The sequence below is a fragment of the Vibrio sp. 10N.286.52.C3 genome (genome assembly GCF_041468865.1).
Taxonomy (GTDB): Bacteria; Pseudomonadota; Gammaproteobacteria; order Enterobacterales; family Vibrionaceae; genus Vibrio; species Vibrio crassostreae_C.
In genome coordinates this window covers 78,156-94,916 of record NZ_JBFRJM010000021.1, presented here as the reverse complement: position 1 = coordinate 94,916, position 16,761 = coordinate 78,156, and the positions used below count along the sequence as shown (strand labels likewise).

12 protein-coding genes are annotated in these 16,761 nt (G+C 44.5%); 6 read left to right on the top strand and 6 right to left on the bottom strand.

Features of this window, described 5'->3' with window-relative positions; translation table 11 throughout:
• The first annotated feature begins 155 nt into the window (after positions 1-155).
• From AB4138_RS09260 to AB4138_RS09250, 3 genes are all read left to right on the top strand, one after another.
• Positions 156-1,073 carry a DMT family transporter gene (locus AB4138_RS09260; RefSeq protein WP_372305767.1) on the top strand — a complete coding sequence of 306 codons (918 nt, stop codon included), beginning with the start codon at positions 156-158 and terminating at the stop codon, positions 1,071-1,073.
• A 271-nt stretch (positions 1,074-1,344) separates the two neighbouring features.
• The gene (locus AB4138_RS09255) at positions 1,345-2,187 is read left to right on the top strand and encodes a helix-turn-helix domain-containing protein (protein WP_372305764.1); all 843 of its coding nucleotides are present in this window, start codon (positions 1,345-1,347) and stop codon (positions 2,185-2,187) included.
• Positions 2,188-2,288: 101 nt separating this feature from the next.
• Entirely contained in the window at positions 2,289-3,635 is a 1,347-nt protein-coding gene (locus tag AB4138_RS09250; protein ID WP_372305761.1) for an MATE family efflux transporter, read from the top strand.
• Between the two features lie 101 nt (positions 3,636-3,736).
• Here the strand turns inward: AB4138_RS09250 and AB4138_RS09245 are convergent, their stop codons facing one another.
• Genes AB4138_RS09245 through AB4138_RS09235 form a run of 3 tightly spaced genes read right to left on the bottom strand, consistent with a single transcriptional unit; the run spans position 3,737 to position 6,352 of the window.
• Positions 3,737-4,918, bottom strand: coding sequence for an MFS transporter (locus tag AB4138_RS09245; protein ID WP_052880468.1), 1,182 nt, complete (start codon positions 4,916-4,918; stop codon positions 3,737-3,739).
• Positions 4,908-6,056 carry a phosphotransferase gene (locus tag AB4138_RS09240; RefSeq protein ID WP_372305758.1) on the bottom strand — a complete coding sequence of 383 codons (1,149 nt, stop codon included), beginning with the start codon at positions 6,054-6,056 and terminating at the stop codon, positions 4,908-4,910. The genes AB4138_RS09245 and AB4138_RS09240 overlap by 11 nt, the downstream gene beginning before the upstream one ends.
• Positions 6,057-6,067: 11 nt before the next feature.
• Positions 6,068-6,352 carry a GNAT family N-acetyltransferase gene (locus tag AB4138_RS09235; RefSeq protein ID WP_104216114.1) on the bottom strand — a complete coding sequence of 95 codons (285 nt, stop codon included), beginning with the start codon at positions 6,350-6,352 and terminating at the stop codon, positions 6,068-6,070.
• 274 nt (positions 6,353-6,626) lie between these two features.
• Here AB4138_RS09235 and AB4138_RS09230 point away from each other — a divergent pair, with 274 nt between their 5' ends.
• Positions 6,627-7,373 (top strand): flagellar brake protein, encoded by a 747-nt coding sequence (locus tag AB4138_RS09230; protein ID WP_017065025.1) that lies wholly within the window; start codon positions 6,627-6,629, stop codon positions 7,371-7,373.
• Between the two features lie 192 nt (positions 7,374-7,565).
• Here AB4138_RS09230 and AB4138_RS09225 read toward each other — a convergent pair whose 3' ends face one another.
• Entirely contained in the window at positions 7,566-9,926 is a 2,361-nt protein-coding gene (locus AB4138_RS09225; protein ID WP_017061577.1) for a Lon protease family protein, read from the bottom strand.
• A 240-nt stretch (positions 9,927-10,166) separates the two neighbouring features.
• Between AB4138_RS09225 and AB4138_RS09220 the strand changes: the two genes are divergently transcribed.
• Together AB4138_RS09220 and AB4138_RS09215 are read left to right on the top strand one after the other, a co-directional pair.
• A complete protein-coding gene (locus tag AB4138_RS09220) occupies positions 10,167-10,661 on the top strand; it encodes a hypothetical protein (RefSeq protein ID WP_017068585.1) in 495 nt (164 codons plus the stop codon).
• Positions 10,662-10,673: 12 nt separating this feature from the next.
• Positions 10,674-12,302: an ABC transporter ATP-binding protein gene (locus AB4138_RS09215; RefSeq protein ID WP_372305755.1), complete on the top strand. Its 1,629-nt coding sequence runs from the start codon at positions 10,674-10,676 to the stop codon at positions 12,300-12,302.
• A gap of 196 nt (positions 12,303-12,498) precedes the next feature.
• On the opposite strand, the gene AB4138_RS09210 is transcribed toward AB4138_RS09215, so the two are convergent.
• Positions 12,499-13,512, bottom strand: coding sequence for a LacI family DNA-binding transcriptional regulator (locus AB4138_RS09210; RefSeq protein WP_137001361.1), 1,014 nt, complete (start codon positions 13,510-13,512; stop codon positions 12,499-12,501).
• 96 nt (positions 13,513-13,608) lie between these two features.
• Positions 13,609-16,707: a GH116 family glycosyl hydrolase gene (locus AB4138_RS09205; protein ID WP_137001360.1), complete on the bottom strand. Its 3,099-nt coding sequence runs from the start codon at positions 16,705-16,707 to the stop codon at positions 13,609-13,611.
• Positions 16,708-16,761 lie beyond the last annotated feature (54 nt).

The window sequence follows — 16,761 nt, the reverse complement described above, 5'->3', positions numbered from 1 at the left end:
CTATAAAATAATTATATTAGAGATTTTATTCCTACAAAAAACTCAAATTATAGATAAAAAGGCAAAACTTTTCTCCGACTACCTTTCTATACTGTGCCACGTCATTAAGGCGCTACAAGCCTATGATTTAAAATAATTATTAATGAGTAGTCACCATGAATTCGAAGTCGCTAACTATCTTGCTTTTTGTCTCTGTTTGCTTAATTTGGGGAACCACTTGGTTCGCTATGGAAGTAGCATTGCATTCTATTCCACCTATTTTTGCTACTGCGTTGCGCTTTTTACTTGCAGCCCCTCTGCTTGCGGTATTGGCGAAAGTCTTCAACCAACCACTGCTGTTCCCTAAAGGTAAGCGCCAATGGCTGCTTATTGTGGCACTGATGTATTTTGCTATTCCGTTCACTTTGATGATCTATGGTGAGCAATACATCTCTTCTGGTCTAGCGTCGATCATCTTCGCCAACATGCCCGTAGCAGTAATGCTGATGTCGGGTTTATTCTTAGGTCTACGATTAGCGAAACATCAAATCTTTGGTTTGGTCACAGCTGTTGTGAGCCTATGTTTAATCCTTGGCAATGAAATGCAAATGGGTGGTGATGACTACCTTATTGGCACGGTTTGCTTAGGTCTTGCTGTTGCGATTCACGCTGTTATGTATGTGCTGGTTCAAAAGCACTGCAAAGGTATTGAAGTACTGACCTACAACGCCGTACCAAGCTTAATTGCAGCTCTATTCTTATTTGCTGTATCAGCTATAGGTGAAAACGTGAATATTGAATCTTTCACTTGGGACTCAATCTCTGCTGTGGTTTACCTAGGCTTTGTGGCGAGTGTTGGCGGCATTGTTGCTTACTTTAAATTAGGTCAGGTTTCGACACCTTTCCAAGCATCTATCTGCTTCCTAATTTTCCCTGTGGTTGCACTACTGATCTCTTGTTACATCAATGGTGAGGTTCTATCTGAACAGTCACTTGTAATGATGATTCCTCTACTTTGCGGCATCCTGCTAACCAAAGCACCAAAGGGAATCTTCAAGCTACGCTCTTCTTTGAAAACAGTAAGTAACAACTAAGTTAAGCTAAGCTAATAATCTGTCGATATAACCCTAGGGCTCGCAATGAGTCTCTAGGGTTTATTTAGTTACGACTCCGACTTAAAATTCTCTCTCACTTCCACCTCATATACTTCAACCAGTTCCAACGCTCCACTAGTTCACTGCTCATATGAAATAGCCAATAACGCAGCAATCGAATGACTTAAAAGTCACTATCGACTACATTAGAAACGCCGAGAACAACGGCTCTAGTCTTAACTGCACAGCCTACCTTCAACCAAGGAATGTCATGAGAACTCCCATCAAACACATGCGCCTGATTAAAGGTCAACCTTGTAGGGTTGAGGAACTGACTAACAGCGACGACGCGTTCTTAGAACCGCACAGACATGAATACTGGGAGTTGGTGTGGTGCGTGGATAGCTTAGGCAGTCAGAGCATTGATTTTGTAGACTATGACAACAAGGTCGGCCGTATTTTTACCATTGCTCCAGGCCAGGTTCACCGATCTGAACTAGTGGGAGAAAGCGCTCGTTTACTGGTGTTTACCCCAGGCTTTGTCAAAACCAACCATCGCAACACACAACTGGTCGACACCGTTTTTGCCATGCATCAAAGTCGCCCTCCCTACTTAGATTGCAGTGAAGAAGGCAACCGCTACCTACTGCCTATTTTCACTATGATTAAAGAAGAATGTGCACGAGAAGAGAGCGACTGGGATTTGGTAGAATCCCTCATGAATAGCTTTTTGCGCTACATATTACGCTTCGCAACCCAATCATCATTGAAAGGCGAAGTGCGCGACAGCCGAGTAAATAAAGTTGTCGATTTGATTGAGCAACACTACACCACCCACAAGAGTTGTGAGTTTTATGCTCAAGCACTATCGATAACTAACAAACGCATCAATGAGATCGTTAAGGCTGAACGAGGTAAGACAGTCACCCAACTGATCCACGATCGAATCATCTTGGAAGCGAATCGAGAGTTGATCTTTTCGACCAAGACAATTAAAACCATCGCCTTTGAACTAGGCTTCGAAGACCCAGCCTATTTCAGCCGTTTTTACCGAGGGCAGGTGAAAGAGTCCCCAGCAGAGTTTCGAACTCGATGTGCAGATAGTGCAACATAATAAGCAGATCATCCCTTTTTAGAATCCAGTTAAGTTCGGATAATGCTCCCTCTTTATTTCATCCAATTTGGTTAAATCCAATTTGTTGGGAGCTAACTCCAGTGGCCATCAACCTAAAAACCGATCCAATATCTAAATCCTTTTATCAATACCTTTGGCCAGCGCTAACCGGCATGGTGATCAAGTCTCTTTTCATCATGGGAGATGCTTGGTTCGTCGGACGCGGTGTTGGCCCAGATGGGCTTGGTGCTATCGCGCTAACCATCCCTGCTTTCTCAATATTTACCGCTATCGCGATGATGGTGGGTATTGGCGGCGCGGCTCTTATGTCTATTGAAGTCGGCAAAGGAAATTCGGCGTCGGGTCAAACTCTCTTTAGCCAATCAATGCTCAGTACTGCCCTACTTAGTACCATTTCAGTCAGCATCGCTCTGTATTTTCTGGACGACATTATTGCGTTAATGGGCGCTTCTGGATACATGGCTGAACTGACTCACGATTACCTGTCTGTGATGTTGCCATTCTTTGTGTTGTACTCATTAGCTTGGGTCATGTCGTGCTTTGTTCGTAACGATACCAACCCAAAACTGGCGACTTACGCAATGTCGATAGGTGCCGTGGTCAACCTAGTGTTGGACTACTTCTTCGTCTTGAAATGGGGCTGGGGAATGAAAGGGGCAGCCTACGGTACAGCCATTGCACAAGGTGTCATCGCTTGTATTTTATTAAGCCACTTTGTACGTAAACAAGGCACCTTGGAACTGAGCTTAAAAGGGATTGGTTTTAACAAACTGCCAAGCATTCTAAAAATAGGCACGCCAACTTTCTTCATTGAAGTGACCGCAGCGATGACAATTTTATTGTTCAACTACGTGTTGCTGCATCAGTTTGGTGAGAATCACATTATCGCCTATGGCTTAACCGCAAACATCGGGGTATTTGCGTTGTTTGTGATGGTCGGAATCGCTCAAGCCTGCCAGCCAATCATCAGCTTTAATCATGGTGCTAACCAGCCAAACCGCATCGAAGCAATTTTTCGTTTAGGTTTAAAAAGTGCAATAGGTAGTGGCTTGGTGTTTATGATTATTGTGTACCTGTGTGCGCCTCAAATCGCAGCCCTATATTTAGGTGATTCGAGTGATTTGATTGGGCTAGCTGCAACCGCCTTAACGTTCTTTTTCTTTGCTGTACCACTAATGGGAGTCAACTTGGTGATCGCCAACCTGTTTCAGGCAACGGCGAAGCCTAAGCAAGCAACACTAATCTCTCTTGGTCGTGGTTTTGTCTTCGTCGCATTAGGCATCGTCATCTTACCTAAGCTATTCCCAGAACAAGGGATTTGGGCAAGTATTCTGTTCGCCGAGACCCTAACCGCGATAGTCAGCCTCAGCATGTTACGCAGCTACAGGAAACGCTTTACAGGCTCTTTAGAAAAACAGGTGGCCTAGGAAGTAATCCGCATAAAGATATTGCTTCTTGATCATCAAACGCCACATACAAAAAAGCTCCAATAGCGATATTGGAGCTTTTTATTTGCCTCTATCTAGCATTAACGCCAGCTAAACATTCGCACTTCATTACCTTCTTCAGGTGTCTTAGGAATGTTTAAAGACAACGCCAAAGAAACCGCCGCCATCGCAGCACCGATGTAGAAAACCGTTGCAGGAGACGATAACCAAATCACACCAAACACGACCGGAATAACGACTGCGGCAATATGGTTGATGGTGAAAGAGACACCAGCGGTTGATGCCATGTCTGCAGGGTCTGCGATTTTCTGGAAGTAAGTTTTGATCGCCAACGCCAATGCAAAGAACAGGTGATCGACCACGTAAAGTGCCGCCGCCCATTCCGCGCTTTGCACCAAGCCATAACCGACAAACACACCAATCAAGCCCACATACTCGAAGATCAACGCTTTGCGCTCGCCAACCACACCGATAAATCGACCAATGCGCTTCGCAAACAAGAAGTTAAATAGGTAGTTAACCAAGAACAACAATGTGACGTCGGCAGCCGAATAACCGAACTTCTCTACCATCAAGAAGCCTGCAAATACGGTGAAGATTTGTCGTCTCGCACCGCTCATAAACGTTAGCGCGTAGTAGAGCCAGTAACGCTTTCGCAGTACCAACTTTTTATTCTGTGGCGTTTTGGTTTGAAACTCTGGGAAACCAAAAGTCATCACCAGAACCAAAATAAAACCAATACCGCCAGTGATGCCGTACACCCAAGCAAAATCGAGTTTGAGCTGTTCTAACATCACCCAGATAGATCCGTAAGTGATTAAGGATGCCAGTGCGCCGACTGAGATCATCTTACCTAGCATCTCTGGCGCTTCTTCTTTACTCAGCCATTGCAGTGACAAAGACTGCTTCAGCGTTTCAAAATAGTGAAAGCCCGTCGACATTAAAATGGTAGTCAGCAACAATCCAGTGAGTGAGGGGAACAGACCCGTAATCGCGGTGCCTACAGTGAGCATCGCCAGCGATATCAACATGAAGCGTTGCTCACGAATGAATGCCAACACAAACACCACGGTAAACGCTAAGAAACCCGGGATCTCACGCACACTTTGCAGCAAGCCAATATCCGCACCATCAAAGTTCGCTTTCTCAATCACGAAGTTATTAAGCAAAGCCATCCAGCTCGAAAACGCGATCGGTACAACAATCGAAATCAGTAATAAAAAGTTTTGCGGCGTTTTCCAGCTCGCGGTTCTATCGAACATTGACGGACTCCTGTTCGTCTAATTGAGTGAGCACTCGTAAGGTCAACTGCTCAGTATAAGGATTAATCTTCCAATGCTCTGGGCTCCAGCCTTTTACGAAGCGTTGGAAATCGGCCCATGCCACGCAAAACATTGGTCGCCATGCGGCTTCGACTTCATCAAACGAAAGCTGTGGCTGATAGTGCGCCAATGCTTCTTTCAAGTGTTGGAAGTAAGTGTCTAAGACTTGTGATTCAAGCTCTGCGCAATCTTGCGGCCTCACCGCACTGCTCATGAACAAGGCCACGTCTTTCATCGCACAGCCGTGGCCCACATATTGGAAATCGACCGCAGCCGCGCGCTCGCTTTCAGAATCAAAACAAAAATTAGCGAGCTTAGCATCGCCATGTACCAAGGTTTGATATGGACATTCTTTTAGTAAACGGTCGATGTGCTTGGCTTGGTTCTTCAATGGTAAATCAGCCAAGGCATTGAGCTCATCAGGACGTGTATCTAGATGCCAATAAGTACCGACTTGCCACAATGATGACAACTGCTCTTGATTGATATTGATGTGCTTTACGTGAAAGTTAGCGAGCCATTTAAGGCAAGCATTACGTTGTTTTTGCTCTTCTCGTGTGTAACTAGGTGCCTGATAGTCAGAAGCAGCAAGAACATCAAAATGAGAGGTTAACGGAAAACCTATATCCGCTAAGTCTTGCATCACTATCAGCCACTCATTCTCTTCTAGTTCACATTGCAGCCCAACAGGTACAGGGCAGCGCTCGTCCCATTGTTGGGTGAATGACTGATACCAAGCTGTTTCCACTTGGTAAGAGTGTACCTTTCGTTGGTGAGAGAGTTTGGTATTCCAACCCTTTGGGTGTTCAGCTTTATCTGGCAACGCGACATGTTTAACAATCACACTCTTGAGTTCCGCACTGCTTTCTTGAGAAAAGACTAAGCGAACTAACTCGCCATATCCACCCCATAGGCGTTGAATCACTTGGACATCAAACCCTTCATGACAACCCAGCGAGGTCGCTATTTTTTGATAAAGCTCATTTTGATAAAACTCTTGTTGATAAAGCTCTGGCTGATTTTGACTTGAACCCGCTTCAGGTTGAGCTCGATTATTCGACGATATTGATTGAGACATATTACTCGTTGTTATGCTTTATCGGATAGAAGGTGTGACCACTGTGGCTGCCTATTCATGTAGTGAACCACATAGCTACAAACCGGCACAATTTTGAAGCCCGCTTGTTCAATTTCAGGCAATACCGATTCCATCATCACCTTCCCAAAGCCCTTGCCTTGCAGTTCATCAGGAATGCGTGTCGACGTGATATGTAGTACATCTCCGTCCTTTTGATACTTAACGACCGCGAACTGGTTGGGTTCTAACTCTACCGTGATCTGGTTCACTTCATGATCCCATTTTACTGCCTGCATTCTCAACTCCTGCAAATAATTGATACGACAAACAATAAAAGTTTGAAGTATGAGTTCCTTGTAATAGACTAGCGCAAGTGCATATAAATAAAACTAAGTACTTACAAACACAGCAAATAATTCAGTGCAATCGGCTTAATATAAAATCAGCAATGATAAAAGGCACTCTATAAATCTATGTGAGTACGTCCACTAAATCTAGCACGTAATAACCCCTTGTTAGCAAGTTACCAGTATAACTAACAGACGCATGTTGGCGCATGGAGAACATATAATGAACGCACCCCTGAAGAAGCCTTTGGAGCATAATCAGGCACTTCAAGACCCTCGTAATCGCACCGTTTCCACTATCAATAGCACTGATGCACTGGCCATGATTGAGCACGGCAGTGAGCTGACATTAAATGTCTCGACTCCCGTTGGCACGAAGTTTCTCGCCACCACCAAGTTTATCGGAACGCACAGTGATAACTGTATTGTGGTTGAGGTTCCCGAGGTATCCAATGAAGATCTGAACTTTTTCTTTCAAGAAGGTTTTTGGATGACCGCTCGTGCGTATTCTCTACGAGGTGAAGGCGCGCTTATCCACTTTAGAAGCCAAATTCACCATAAGATTGGTGAACCCTTCCCTATTCTAGTGCTGTCTACACCAAGCACGATGCAAGTGACACAGCTACGTAAAGAAACACGCTATGAAGTGAATCTGGCTTCAAGAATCATCTTCAACGACCAGCGAGCAAACTGTGAGATAAGAGACTTATCGAAAAGTGGTTGTCGTTTCGTTACCTCACCAACCTCTCGTGCGATTCAGATTGCCGATCGCGTGTCTATTGAGATAACCCCTGAGAACTACAACGGACCACTGATTCCGCCATTGCGAGGCATCGTCTGCAATCTACAGAAATCGACACACTACGCTCGATACGGTGTCGAATTTGATGATATTGGCCGAGCTAACGCCAAACACTTGTTGGCAAAACTGAAGTTCGATGGCACCAAGCTTTGCTTACGAAATGGGTAACGCCTTTTAACACGCGACTTTCACCGAATACAGCAAGCTGACCAAATACAAATAGCTCACTGGTAAACCAAATCGTAACCAACAAAAAAGCCATCGACTCTAGAATCGATGGCTTTTGCGTTTTAGCTGTTTATCTGTTTGTTTATCTATCTATTTAGCTTAGCTATTAAACTGTGTATCTAGATATTCAAACTATTTGCGCAGTGCGTTCAGTTTAGCTTGGGCGATACCAAATATAGTATCAATTGGATAACTACCCTCATCACTCGCCTCACCTGCGGCTTTGCCTGTGAACAGTTCAATCGCTTCTGTTACATGGTCAATCGCCCAGATATTAAACTCGCCCTTTTCAACCGCTTTCACAATATCGCTACGCAGCATCAGGTTGTGAACATTTGAACGCGGGATGATCACCCCTTGTTCGTTTGAACGCCCTTTGATTTCACACACATCAAAGAAACCTTCAATTTTCTCGTTCACACCACCAATTGGCTGAGACTCACCAAACTGGTTCATCGAGCCTGTAATTGCGATATCTTGACGGTTTGGTTGCTTAGAGAACGCTGATACAACCGCACAGAACTCGGCCATACTCGCACTGTCACCATCGACGCCACCATACGATTGCTCGAAGGTGATGTTAGTGGTGAGCGGGACTTTGGCTGTCTTACCAAATACGGAAGAAAGGTAAGCCGACAAGATCATCACGCCTTTTGAGTGAATACTGCCACCTAGGTCTACGTTTCTTTCAATATCAATCACTTCACCATCACCGTAAGCGGTGGTTGCCGTGATTCGGTTCGGCGCACCAAACATATGATCCGTCGTGCTGAGTACAGACAGCGCATTCACTTGCCCAACCGCTTGACCATCAACATGGATTAGCGTTGTGCCGTTAGTGAAGGTTTCCATCACGCTGTCTTGCAGTCGTCCGACACGCATCTGTTGGTTAGATAACGCTTGGTCAACGTGCGTTGCACGAATCAGGTTCGATTTTGAGCCTCTCGCCACGTAGTTTGATTCACGAAGCAGATTAGCAATGTGAGCAGAGTGCAGAGACAATTTACCTTGGTCACCCGCCTGACGAGAGCTGTGCTCAATGATGCGAGCGATCGCTTTACGGTCACAATGCAGCATGTTGTTGTCGTGCACGATGCTCGAAATAAAGCGCGCGTAATGCATTTCAGAATCGGGAGTACGCTTCATCTCATCTTCAAAATCGGCCGTTACACGGAACAGTTCACCAAACTCTGCATCGTAGTGTTGCAGCAGTTGGTAAGTTCGGTAATCGCCAAACAGGATGATCTTAACATCCAATGGAATCGGTTCTGGATCAAGCGATACCGCCCCCGTTAAGGTCACCTCTTTTTCTAATGAAGTGAAGCTCAATTGACGTGAACGCAGTGCTCGTTTCAAGCCTTCCCAAACGTACGGCTGCTCAAGTACCTTCACCGCATCCATCAGTAATACGCCACCGTTGGCTCTGTGTAAGCTACCTGCGCGAATCAATGAGAAGTCAGTAAAGACAGTACCCTTGAACGTCGCCGTTTCTACATAGCCAAACAGAGAGTGATAATTTGGATTCTCTTCCACCACGATCGGCAGAGTCTCCTCCTTTTGGCTCACAATCACGTTAACCTTGTAGCGACGCGGCATTTTCTTATCCAAAGAAGCGGTTGCAACTTCGGCTTGCTCAGTGCTCTCTTCTAAGAAGATGTCAGCGTTGTCGACAATGTCTTTACGCAGTGCCGTTAGGTACTTTTTAATGTCTGGATATTGGCTGTAATCCTTCTTCAATTGCTTGATGAAGTGCGTGATCACATCTCGCGCCGTATCATCATTCAGCTTTTGAATTTTCTCAGTGTACGTCTCTTCAAGTTCCGTCAGTTCACGAGAGATGGTTCGCAGGCCGACTTCCAATCCATCAATGGTTTTATCGAATTGATCTTGCTCTTCCGGCGAAAGCAGATCAAAGCTCTCTTCGGTATGAAGATCATCGCCATTCATTGCCACAAACTGGTAATCACCCTGAGTGGTGATCGTCAGGTTAATGCCCTTGTCTTTCGCTTCTTGGCTAATGCTTTCTAACGCGGCTTGTTGCTTAGCTGCTAATTGGTTTTTAAGCCTGTCAGCACGGCTAAAGTACATCTCGTTATCAAACGCTAGAGGCATACCTTTCAGCAGTTTACGCATCAATTTTTCAATATCTTGCTTTAAGCTGCTGCCAACGCCACGCGGCAATTTCAGTACCTTAGGTGTACGAATATCTTCAAAGTTCGCGATATAACACCAATCAAAAAGCTCCTGCACTTCTTGAGGGTGACGGTTCAGATAGCGCAAGATCATGGTGCGTTTACCCAGACCATTTCGCCCTATCGCATAAATGTTGTAACCCTTTTCCTTGATTGACATCGCGAACTCAACGGCTTTTTGTGCCCGTTCCTGCCCGACGATTTCGTCAATTGGAGCCAGTTCTTTGGTCGACTTACATGGTAGCTTGTCTAAATCCGCTACCTGATACAGCTGTTCTGTATTGAGTCTTTGCATCGCCATCGCCGCCTCCTTAGTCCTTCATTACTTGGGTGTAGATAAAATCAGTGTAGATGTAATTTCCTACAAATTTAGTGACTTACGCTACACAGCTGTTCAACTGAACAAATAACACACAATTTAAGCCATTTTTAGGAATAGCTCGTCATTTAATTCACCAACTTAACATGTGAATGATTTTAATTTGCAATTGATAATAAATATCATTAACATTTTCTGATATTATAAATTGAGGATGTGGATATGGAGATTGAACGATGCTGGATGCACTACCTAAAAGCTGAACAATTAATGGAACAAGGTCACTGGCCAGAAGCACAACGCCTTTATGGTGATGTTCTAACCTCACTTCCTCATCACATCCAAGATGCAGCATACCAAAGCGATATCAAGCCTTGCCAATTTGCCTGCTTGCTTGCCGGGTTAAGAGACGCGAGCGTCGCTCAATCAGAGATACTCAACCGATTAGGTCAGCACCAACAAGCCTTCGATACCTTGAATCAATCTTACGCTCTGATGCAATTTATCTCTCTGGAGAACACTGAGCTGATTCAACGTACCTTTGGATTATTGGAAAAGCAGAGCGAAGGTTTGCTCAATCACCTGATCGCTTTTTGCAGCGCTCAGCGCAGTTCGCATTGGATGCTCGAACTAGAACAAATTCAACGTGCTCATCACCATTTTGGGCAACTTAAAACAACGTCAGAAGTTCAATCTTCACCTAATGTCTTAAATTGATAAGGATATATCATGTCGGACCGGGCTCTTCTTAAAGTCAATAACCTCTCCGTTAGCTTCAAAACCAACGATGGAATCGTTGATGCGGTGAAAAAGGTTAACTTTACCCTTAAATCCAGCGAAACCTTGGCCATTGTTGGTGAATCAGGTTCTGGTAAATCTGTCTCTTCCAACGCACTGATGCGTCTACTTCCAGACAACGCCATTATTGATCCGCAGTCTCAAATTGAGTTTGAAGGCGAGTCTGTTCTCGAAAAATCAGAGCGTGAAATGCAGTCGATTCGTGGCGACAGAATCGGCATGATCTTTCAAGAGCCGATGACATCTTTGAACCCATACCTGCGCGTCGGCATTCAAGTGGCAGAAGCTATTATGTGGCATCGTAAAGTGTCAAAGTCTCAAGCCAAACAGCGAGTGATTGAGCTGTTTAATCTTGTGCACTTGCCAATGCCAGAAAAGTCGTACACCAAGTACCCTCACGAATTTTCGGGTGGTCAGCTGCAACGCATCATGATCGCAATGGCGCTGATTAATGAACCGGATATCCTGATTGCTGACGAGCCTACAACTGCATTAGATGTAACGGTTCAAGCTGAAGTGCTTGCTCTTATCAAAGAGATCCAAGGCAAGATGGGAATGGCAATTTTGTTCATCACCCATGACTTAGGTGTGGTGAAACACTTTGCAGACCGCGTGCTAGTGATGTGTAAAGGTGAGCTCGTAGAAGAAGGGATGACTCAATCTTTGTTCGATAGTCCTAAACATGATTACACAAGAATGCTCATTAACTCGATTCCGAAAGGCGCTAAGGTTCCTGTTGAGGCGACAGCCCCAGAACTATTGTGTGCTGACGACATCCGAGTTCAGTTCTTGATGAGATCACACTTTATCAAGAGTAAAAGCCAGTACTTCGAAGCCGTAAAAGGCATTTCGTTGAATCTTAAGCAAGGCGAAACGCTAGGCATTGTTGGTGAATCTGGTTCAGGTAAATCAACCCTTGGACGTGCATTAATCGGCTTGTTGCCAAGCAGCGGACGTATTGTTTACAAAGGCCAAGACGTTAGCTTATTAAATGATAAAGAGCGTCACAAGCTCAAGAAAGATGTCCAAATGGTGTTCCAAGATCCTTATGGTTCTTTATCACCACGCATGACAGTTGGGGAAATCATCACCGAAGGCTTAACGGTGCATCAACCTCATCTATCCAAGCAAGAACGTTTAGAAAGAGCGCGCAAAGCATTGATTGAAGTTCGCTTAGAGCCGAATTCAATAAACCGTTATCCACATGAGTTCTCTGGCGGGCAAAGACAACGTATCGCGATTGCTCGCGCACTGATTCTAGAGCCCTCTTTCATTTTGCTGGATGAACCGACTTCAGCACTCGATCGCTCAGTACAACTGACCGTGATCGACCTACTGAAAGACATTCAAGCTAAGCACAATATCGGCTTCCTATTCATCAGCCACGATCTCTCGGTAGTGAAAGCTCTGTCGGATCGCGTACTGGTGATGCAGAAGGGCGAAGTAATGGAAGAAGGGTCTGCAGAAGAGATTTTCAATGCGCCGAAAAACAACTACACCAAGAAATTAATCGCTGCGTCATTCGACTTAGAAGATAAATCGAAAAAAAATGCCGCATAAAGGGAACTAATCAACATTAACAGCGTCTTATAATTACATTCTGAATAATCTCCTAATGGATTGAAATCTAGAATGGATATAGCAAAACTGGTTTGGCCGCCAAAAGAGAAATGTCGCATGGATGCGACATTTTTCGTTTCTGAAGGGAAATAATGTGTCTTTGACTGTAACTCCCTATGATTCAATCATTTCACAACTAACGATACAGAGACTTGGTCGACTCTCTGACGATTAAATCTATCGGTGGTAGTCGTGCTTCATGCCTCTCACCTGAAAGTAAGTTCAAAATCGACTGAGCACACACCTCTCCAATCTCTTCAATTGGCTGCCTTAATGTTGTTAACGCAGGTGTGAAATACTTAGACGTTGGCAAGTCATCAAACCCAATCACTGACACATCTTCTGGCACTTTGTAGCCGTGATCATGGAGCGCCTTAATAGCGCCGTAAGCCGTTTGATCATTGGCAGCAAACAGGGCTGAGAAGTGAATCTTAGATTCAATTAATTCCACGGTTTTCTCATAGCCAGTTTCACTACTGAAATCCCCTTGCTTGACGAGCTTTGGCATCACCTTAATGCCCGCCTCTTGCAGCGCTTTCTTATAGCCTTCAAAACGATTACCCGCATCTGGTTGACTCGAAAGCCCTTTGATATGGGCGATGTTCACATGCCCTTGTTGTAATAAGTGAAGCGTCGCCATGTAACCGCCTAGCACATTATCGATATTGATTGAACGAACGTTGTCTTCAGCGAAATCATAACCGACCGCGACAATCGGGATGTCTTGCGCGTACTTGGCAATATCCTCTTTGGTGATGCTGCCTGTTACGATGATCATTCCATCGACATTGCTCTTAGCCAGATACTCTAAGGCGTGTATCTCGAGCTTTTTTTGCCAATGCCCGGTTGCTATCACTAACGAATAGCCTTGAGCTATCAGGGTTTTCTCCATGTCGTTGAGGATACGACTGGTATAAGGGCTGTCAGGGTGTTGCACCAACACACCAATGGTGAGTGAACGTCGGTTGGTGTTTTCTTGCATTTGGAAGTTAGGTTTGTAGCCCGTGTCTTTAATGGCTTGCTCAATATTTTGGCTTTTATCGTCAGACACATAAGTGGTTCGATTAAGGAAGCGAGACACGGTGCTGGGAGAAACACCAGCCAGTCTTGCTACATCGTATACTGTTGTTTTTTTTGTTTTAGTGCGCATCTCGAATCCCTAATCAAATGACATTCGGGGAGCTTTAAGCTCCCCATCAGTTTCAACCTGCATACCACTGCTTTAGCTGAAAATCGTGTCATTAAGTTAATACATGTAGGCGAAGATCATCCCCGGTCTGAAGTAACGACCAGCCGTATATTTCAAGCCAGTACTCAGTAACCATTTGTGTAAGCCTGCCAGCTTTTCTAGCGGGATTTCACCGCTCACCATTTTAACAAAATTATCAGTATCTTTCGTCAATGCTGGATTAATCCGACCGTCAGACAGCACACAGTTTTGACATTTAAGTACACTTAGCCAGTTTTTCGCATCATTTTGTGTCAACTTAAAGGCTTCCATAAGATCTTTCTCATTGACAGACACAGAGCAGTTGAACCCTTCTGGCGCTGCAAATGGAATTTTTGAATAGTCATACAGCGCGGTATACACGGTATCCATCAATGTTTCTGCTTGCTGAGATTTACCCGCCAGACTCAACGCCGTTGCGACACTAAACTGCACACCAATCCATACGTCTTGTGCTTGGAACGCTTCATGCGGCGAACCATCGGCCAACGTCATATTCGCAACCCCAAGCTTAGGGCTGTTAATCTCAAAGTTGTGCTTATAAACATAGTCTAGTGCGCGTTGGATGTTCTCTTGCGGAAAAATACCCTCGAGTCCGATGAGTTTTAGATAACTGTCGGCCAACAAGGCATCACCAAAACTGTTGTCAGAATCTGGCACTAAATCTAAGTATTCTTGAGTAAAGGCTTGTGGCGCCGTCTCACTCAGCAAGCGTTTCTTAGAGACTCTTTGAGATACCTTACTGATGCTGATGGAAGTATCCGTTTCATTGAGATAGGTATTGAGCGTGTTCTTGTCAGCAATCGCATCACCAGTCAATGAAAGTCCTAAGGTTTCCAGAGCTTGATAGCCTTCACCTGTTAAATGCTTAGCTTGAACTGGCGTCACGAAGAAGTGGTAGTAACCCTCTTTGTCATCCCACAAGCTTTGCTCAACCGTGGCTAACGCCTTTTTAGAACGCGTTAAGTAACCGCTAGCTCGCACGCTTTCACCCATCAATTGTGCAAGTTCACTCGCCGCTTGCAAGCCAGCAACCCAAAGGCTCGCACAATAAATTGAGATGCCATGTGACGCTAGGTTATCAAAGGTATCGTCTGTGCCACGGGTTAGCGGCAAATCATCACCCTCAGCGATCAAATTCGATAAGAAATCGATGCTTTCAGTTACCGCTTGCCAGCACTCATTAACCACAGAGAGATCTTGGGTGTTTTGGTAATGGCGGTACACCATCAGAATGTATTTCGGCGCTAAGTCCTTCCACTCTTTCACATTGTGCCAACTGTAAGCATCGGGCTGAATGTCGAATGGGCTACCCAAATCGTGGATTACCGCACCTCGAATAGCACGCACACCTTGGTACTTGTCATCAATCAATTCGGCATTCGGTGTCGCTTCGTATTCCCAGTATCGGCGCTGAGTGAAGTCTTCGGCCAAAATGGCTTTCGAGAACTCTTTCATCACGCAGCCATCAAGCTCAGGCAGCAGATAAAGCAGCGAGAATGAGCCGTAGAAGTACACATCCAGAGAGTTAAAGAATGGGTAGTCGACACACTCTTTTACTAAGAATTTATCTTCTTTGTCCCATACCGTTGATTCCGCTAGGAAAGACAATGAATTCATCGCCATCGTCGCATAGCGAAGTGCCGATTCAGGCTGCGAGATCTTGTTTTGAGCTTGCTCTAGAAAAGTTGTTTGTTGTTCGACGATCTGCTGCTCAATGGTTTCGAGCTTAGGCAACATGTCTTCTAACATAGGTAATGCAGGCTTTACTTGCGGGTAGAATTGCGTGTAAGCCTTATCTGAGTGCCAACCATTAAGCATGACTTTGCTGTGAGCCATCACCTGTGCAAAACGCAGGTCAACAGACTCGCCAGGTTCCAATTCAACCTGAACCACCACCAATGCGCTCAATGCTTCACGCCCTGTGTAAATGCCGGTTTGGAATTCCGCGTTGGTACGGCCTGTTTTCAGTGCGAACTCTGTTTGCTGAGCAGTCTTAGAGGTATAAAGCGTTGGTTTGACAGAAATCGAAACCTTACCAGATTCAGTCAAATGGTTATCTGCTTGAACACCAAACACCACTTCGCCTTCAATATCGCTTCGATAAGGCGATTGGCTAGACAATTGAACACCCGTAAAACTGTGACTTTCACCTTTTAAGTTAACCACTTCATGCTGCTGAGCAATCGGATTTTGAGACAAGGTACATGCCGAATCCTGAATGCCATCACGGCCTTTTTGGTAGGTAGAGCCAATCAAGTTTTGTAGCGGCTGAGCAAGCGTAATCACGCGTGGTTGCGATGAATTATTGGTTAATTCGAAGTGATTCCAGTGCATCGGTAAAGAGCAAAGGCGTTTGTTCTCTTTAACGATCGGAGAGACTACCTTACGCTTTATATTAATATCATCGAAGCTATTGTATTTATATTCAGCCAGTGGATATAAAGCTTGGTATTCTATATCCCTGCCATTAACGCTATCTATATCACAGCTATTGAGACTATCCATATCATTATTATCACCCGCAGTGAGTGATAATAATCTCGTTGTATCATTTATTAATAAACCATTAAAGAAATCTAAGGCGACATATAATTGACAAATAGTTGAACCTGAATCTTCTGCAATCAACAATTGAGTCTTATTTGAAAATTCAACGTTCCATTTTGTAAAGTTAGCTTTATTTTCTTGGTAGAAGAGACCATTTTTTAATGCTGCTTGAATGAGACTAATCGCATTCGACATCTCTCTACTTTCAATCTTTTTGCCATCAAACAAAGCAGGATAGAAGTTCAGGTGAACGCTTAGCTCTTGTTCATTAAGAACTTGCAGCGTGTCGATGGTTGGCACATTCATCACTGACGCATAAAAATCATTAAAATTAATAACTTGCTCTGAACAATCGACAAAGATTCCCGGAATAAAGCTGAAGTTAGGCGTGTTGCCGTTTGGTGTGAGTGTAAATGTGTTACCAATTCCGCCGACTGCCATACCGGTATTTTCTGGTGTAGTCGAAATTGGCGTGTACCAAGGTTGAATAAATTCAACTGCATCACCTTTTTTACACAAGTGTTCTGAATTTCCTGAGTAGCTCGTATATGGAATTTTATTATTCATTTTAAAACCGCCATTGAATATTTTTTTCTTCTTGTTAATATCTTTTAAAAATGG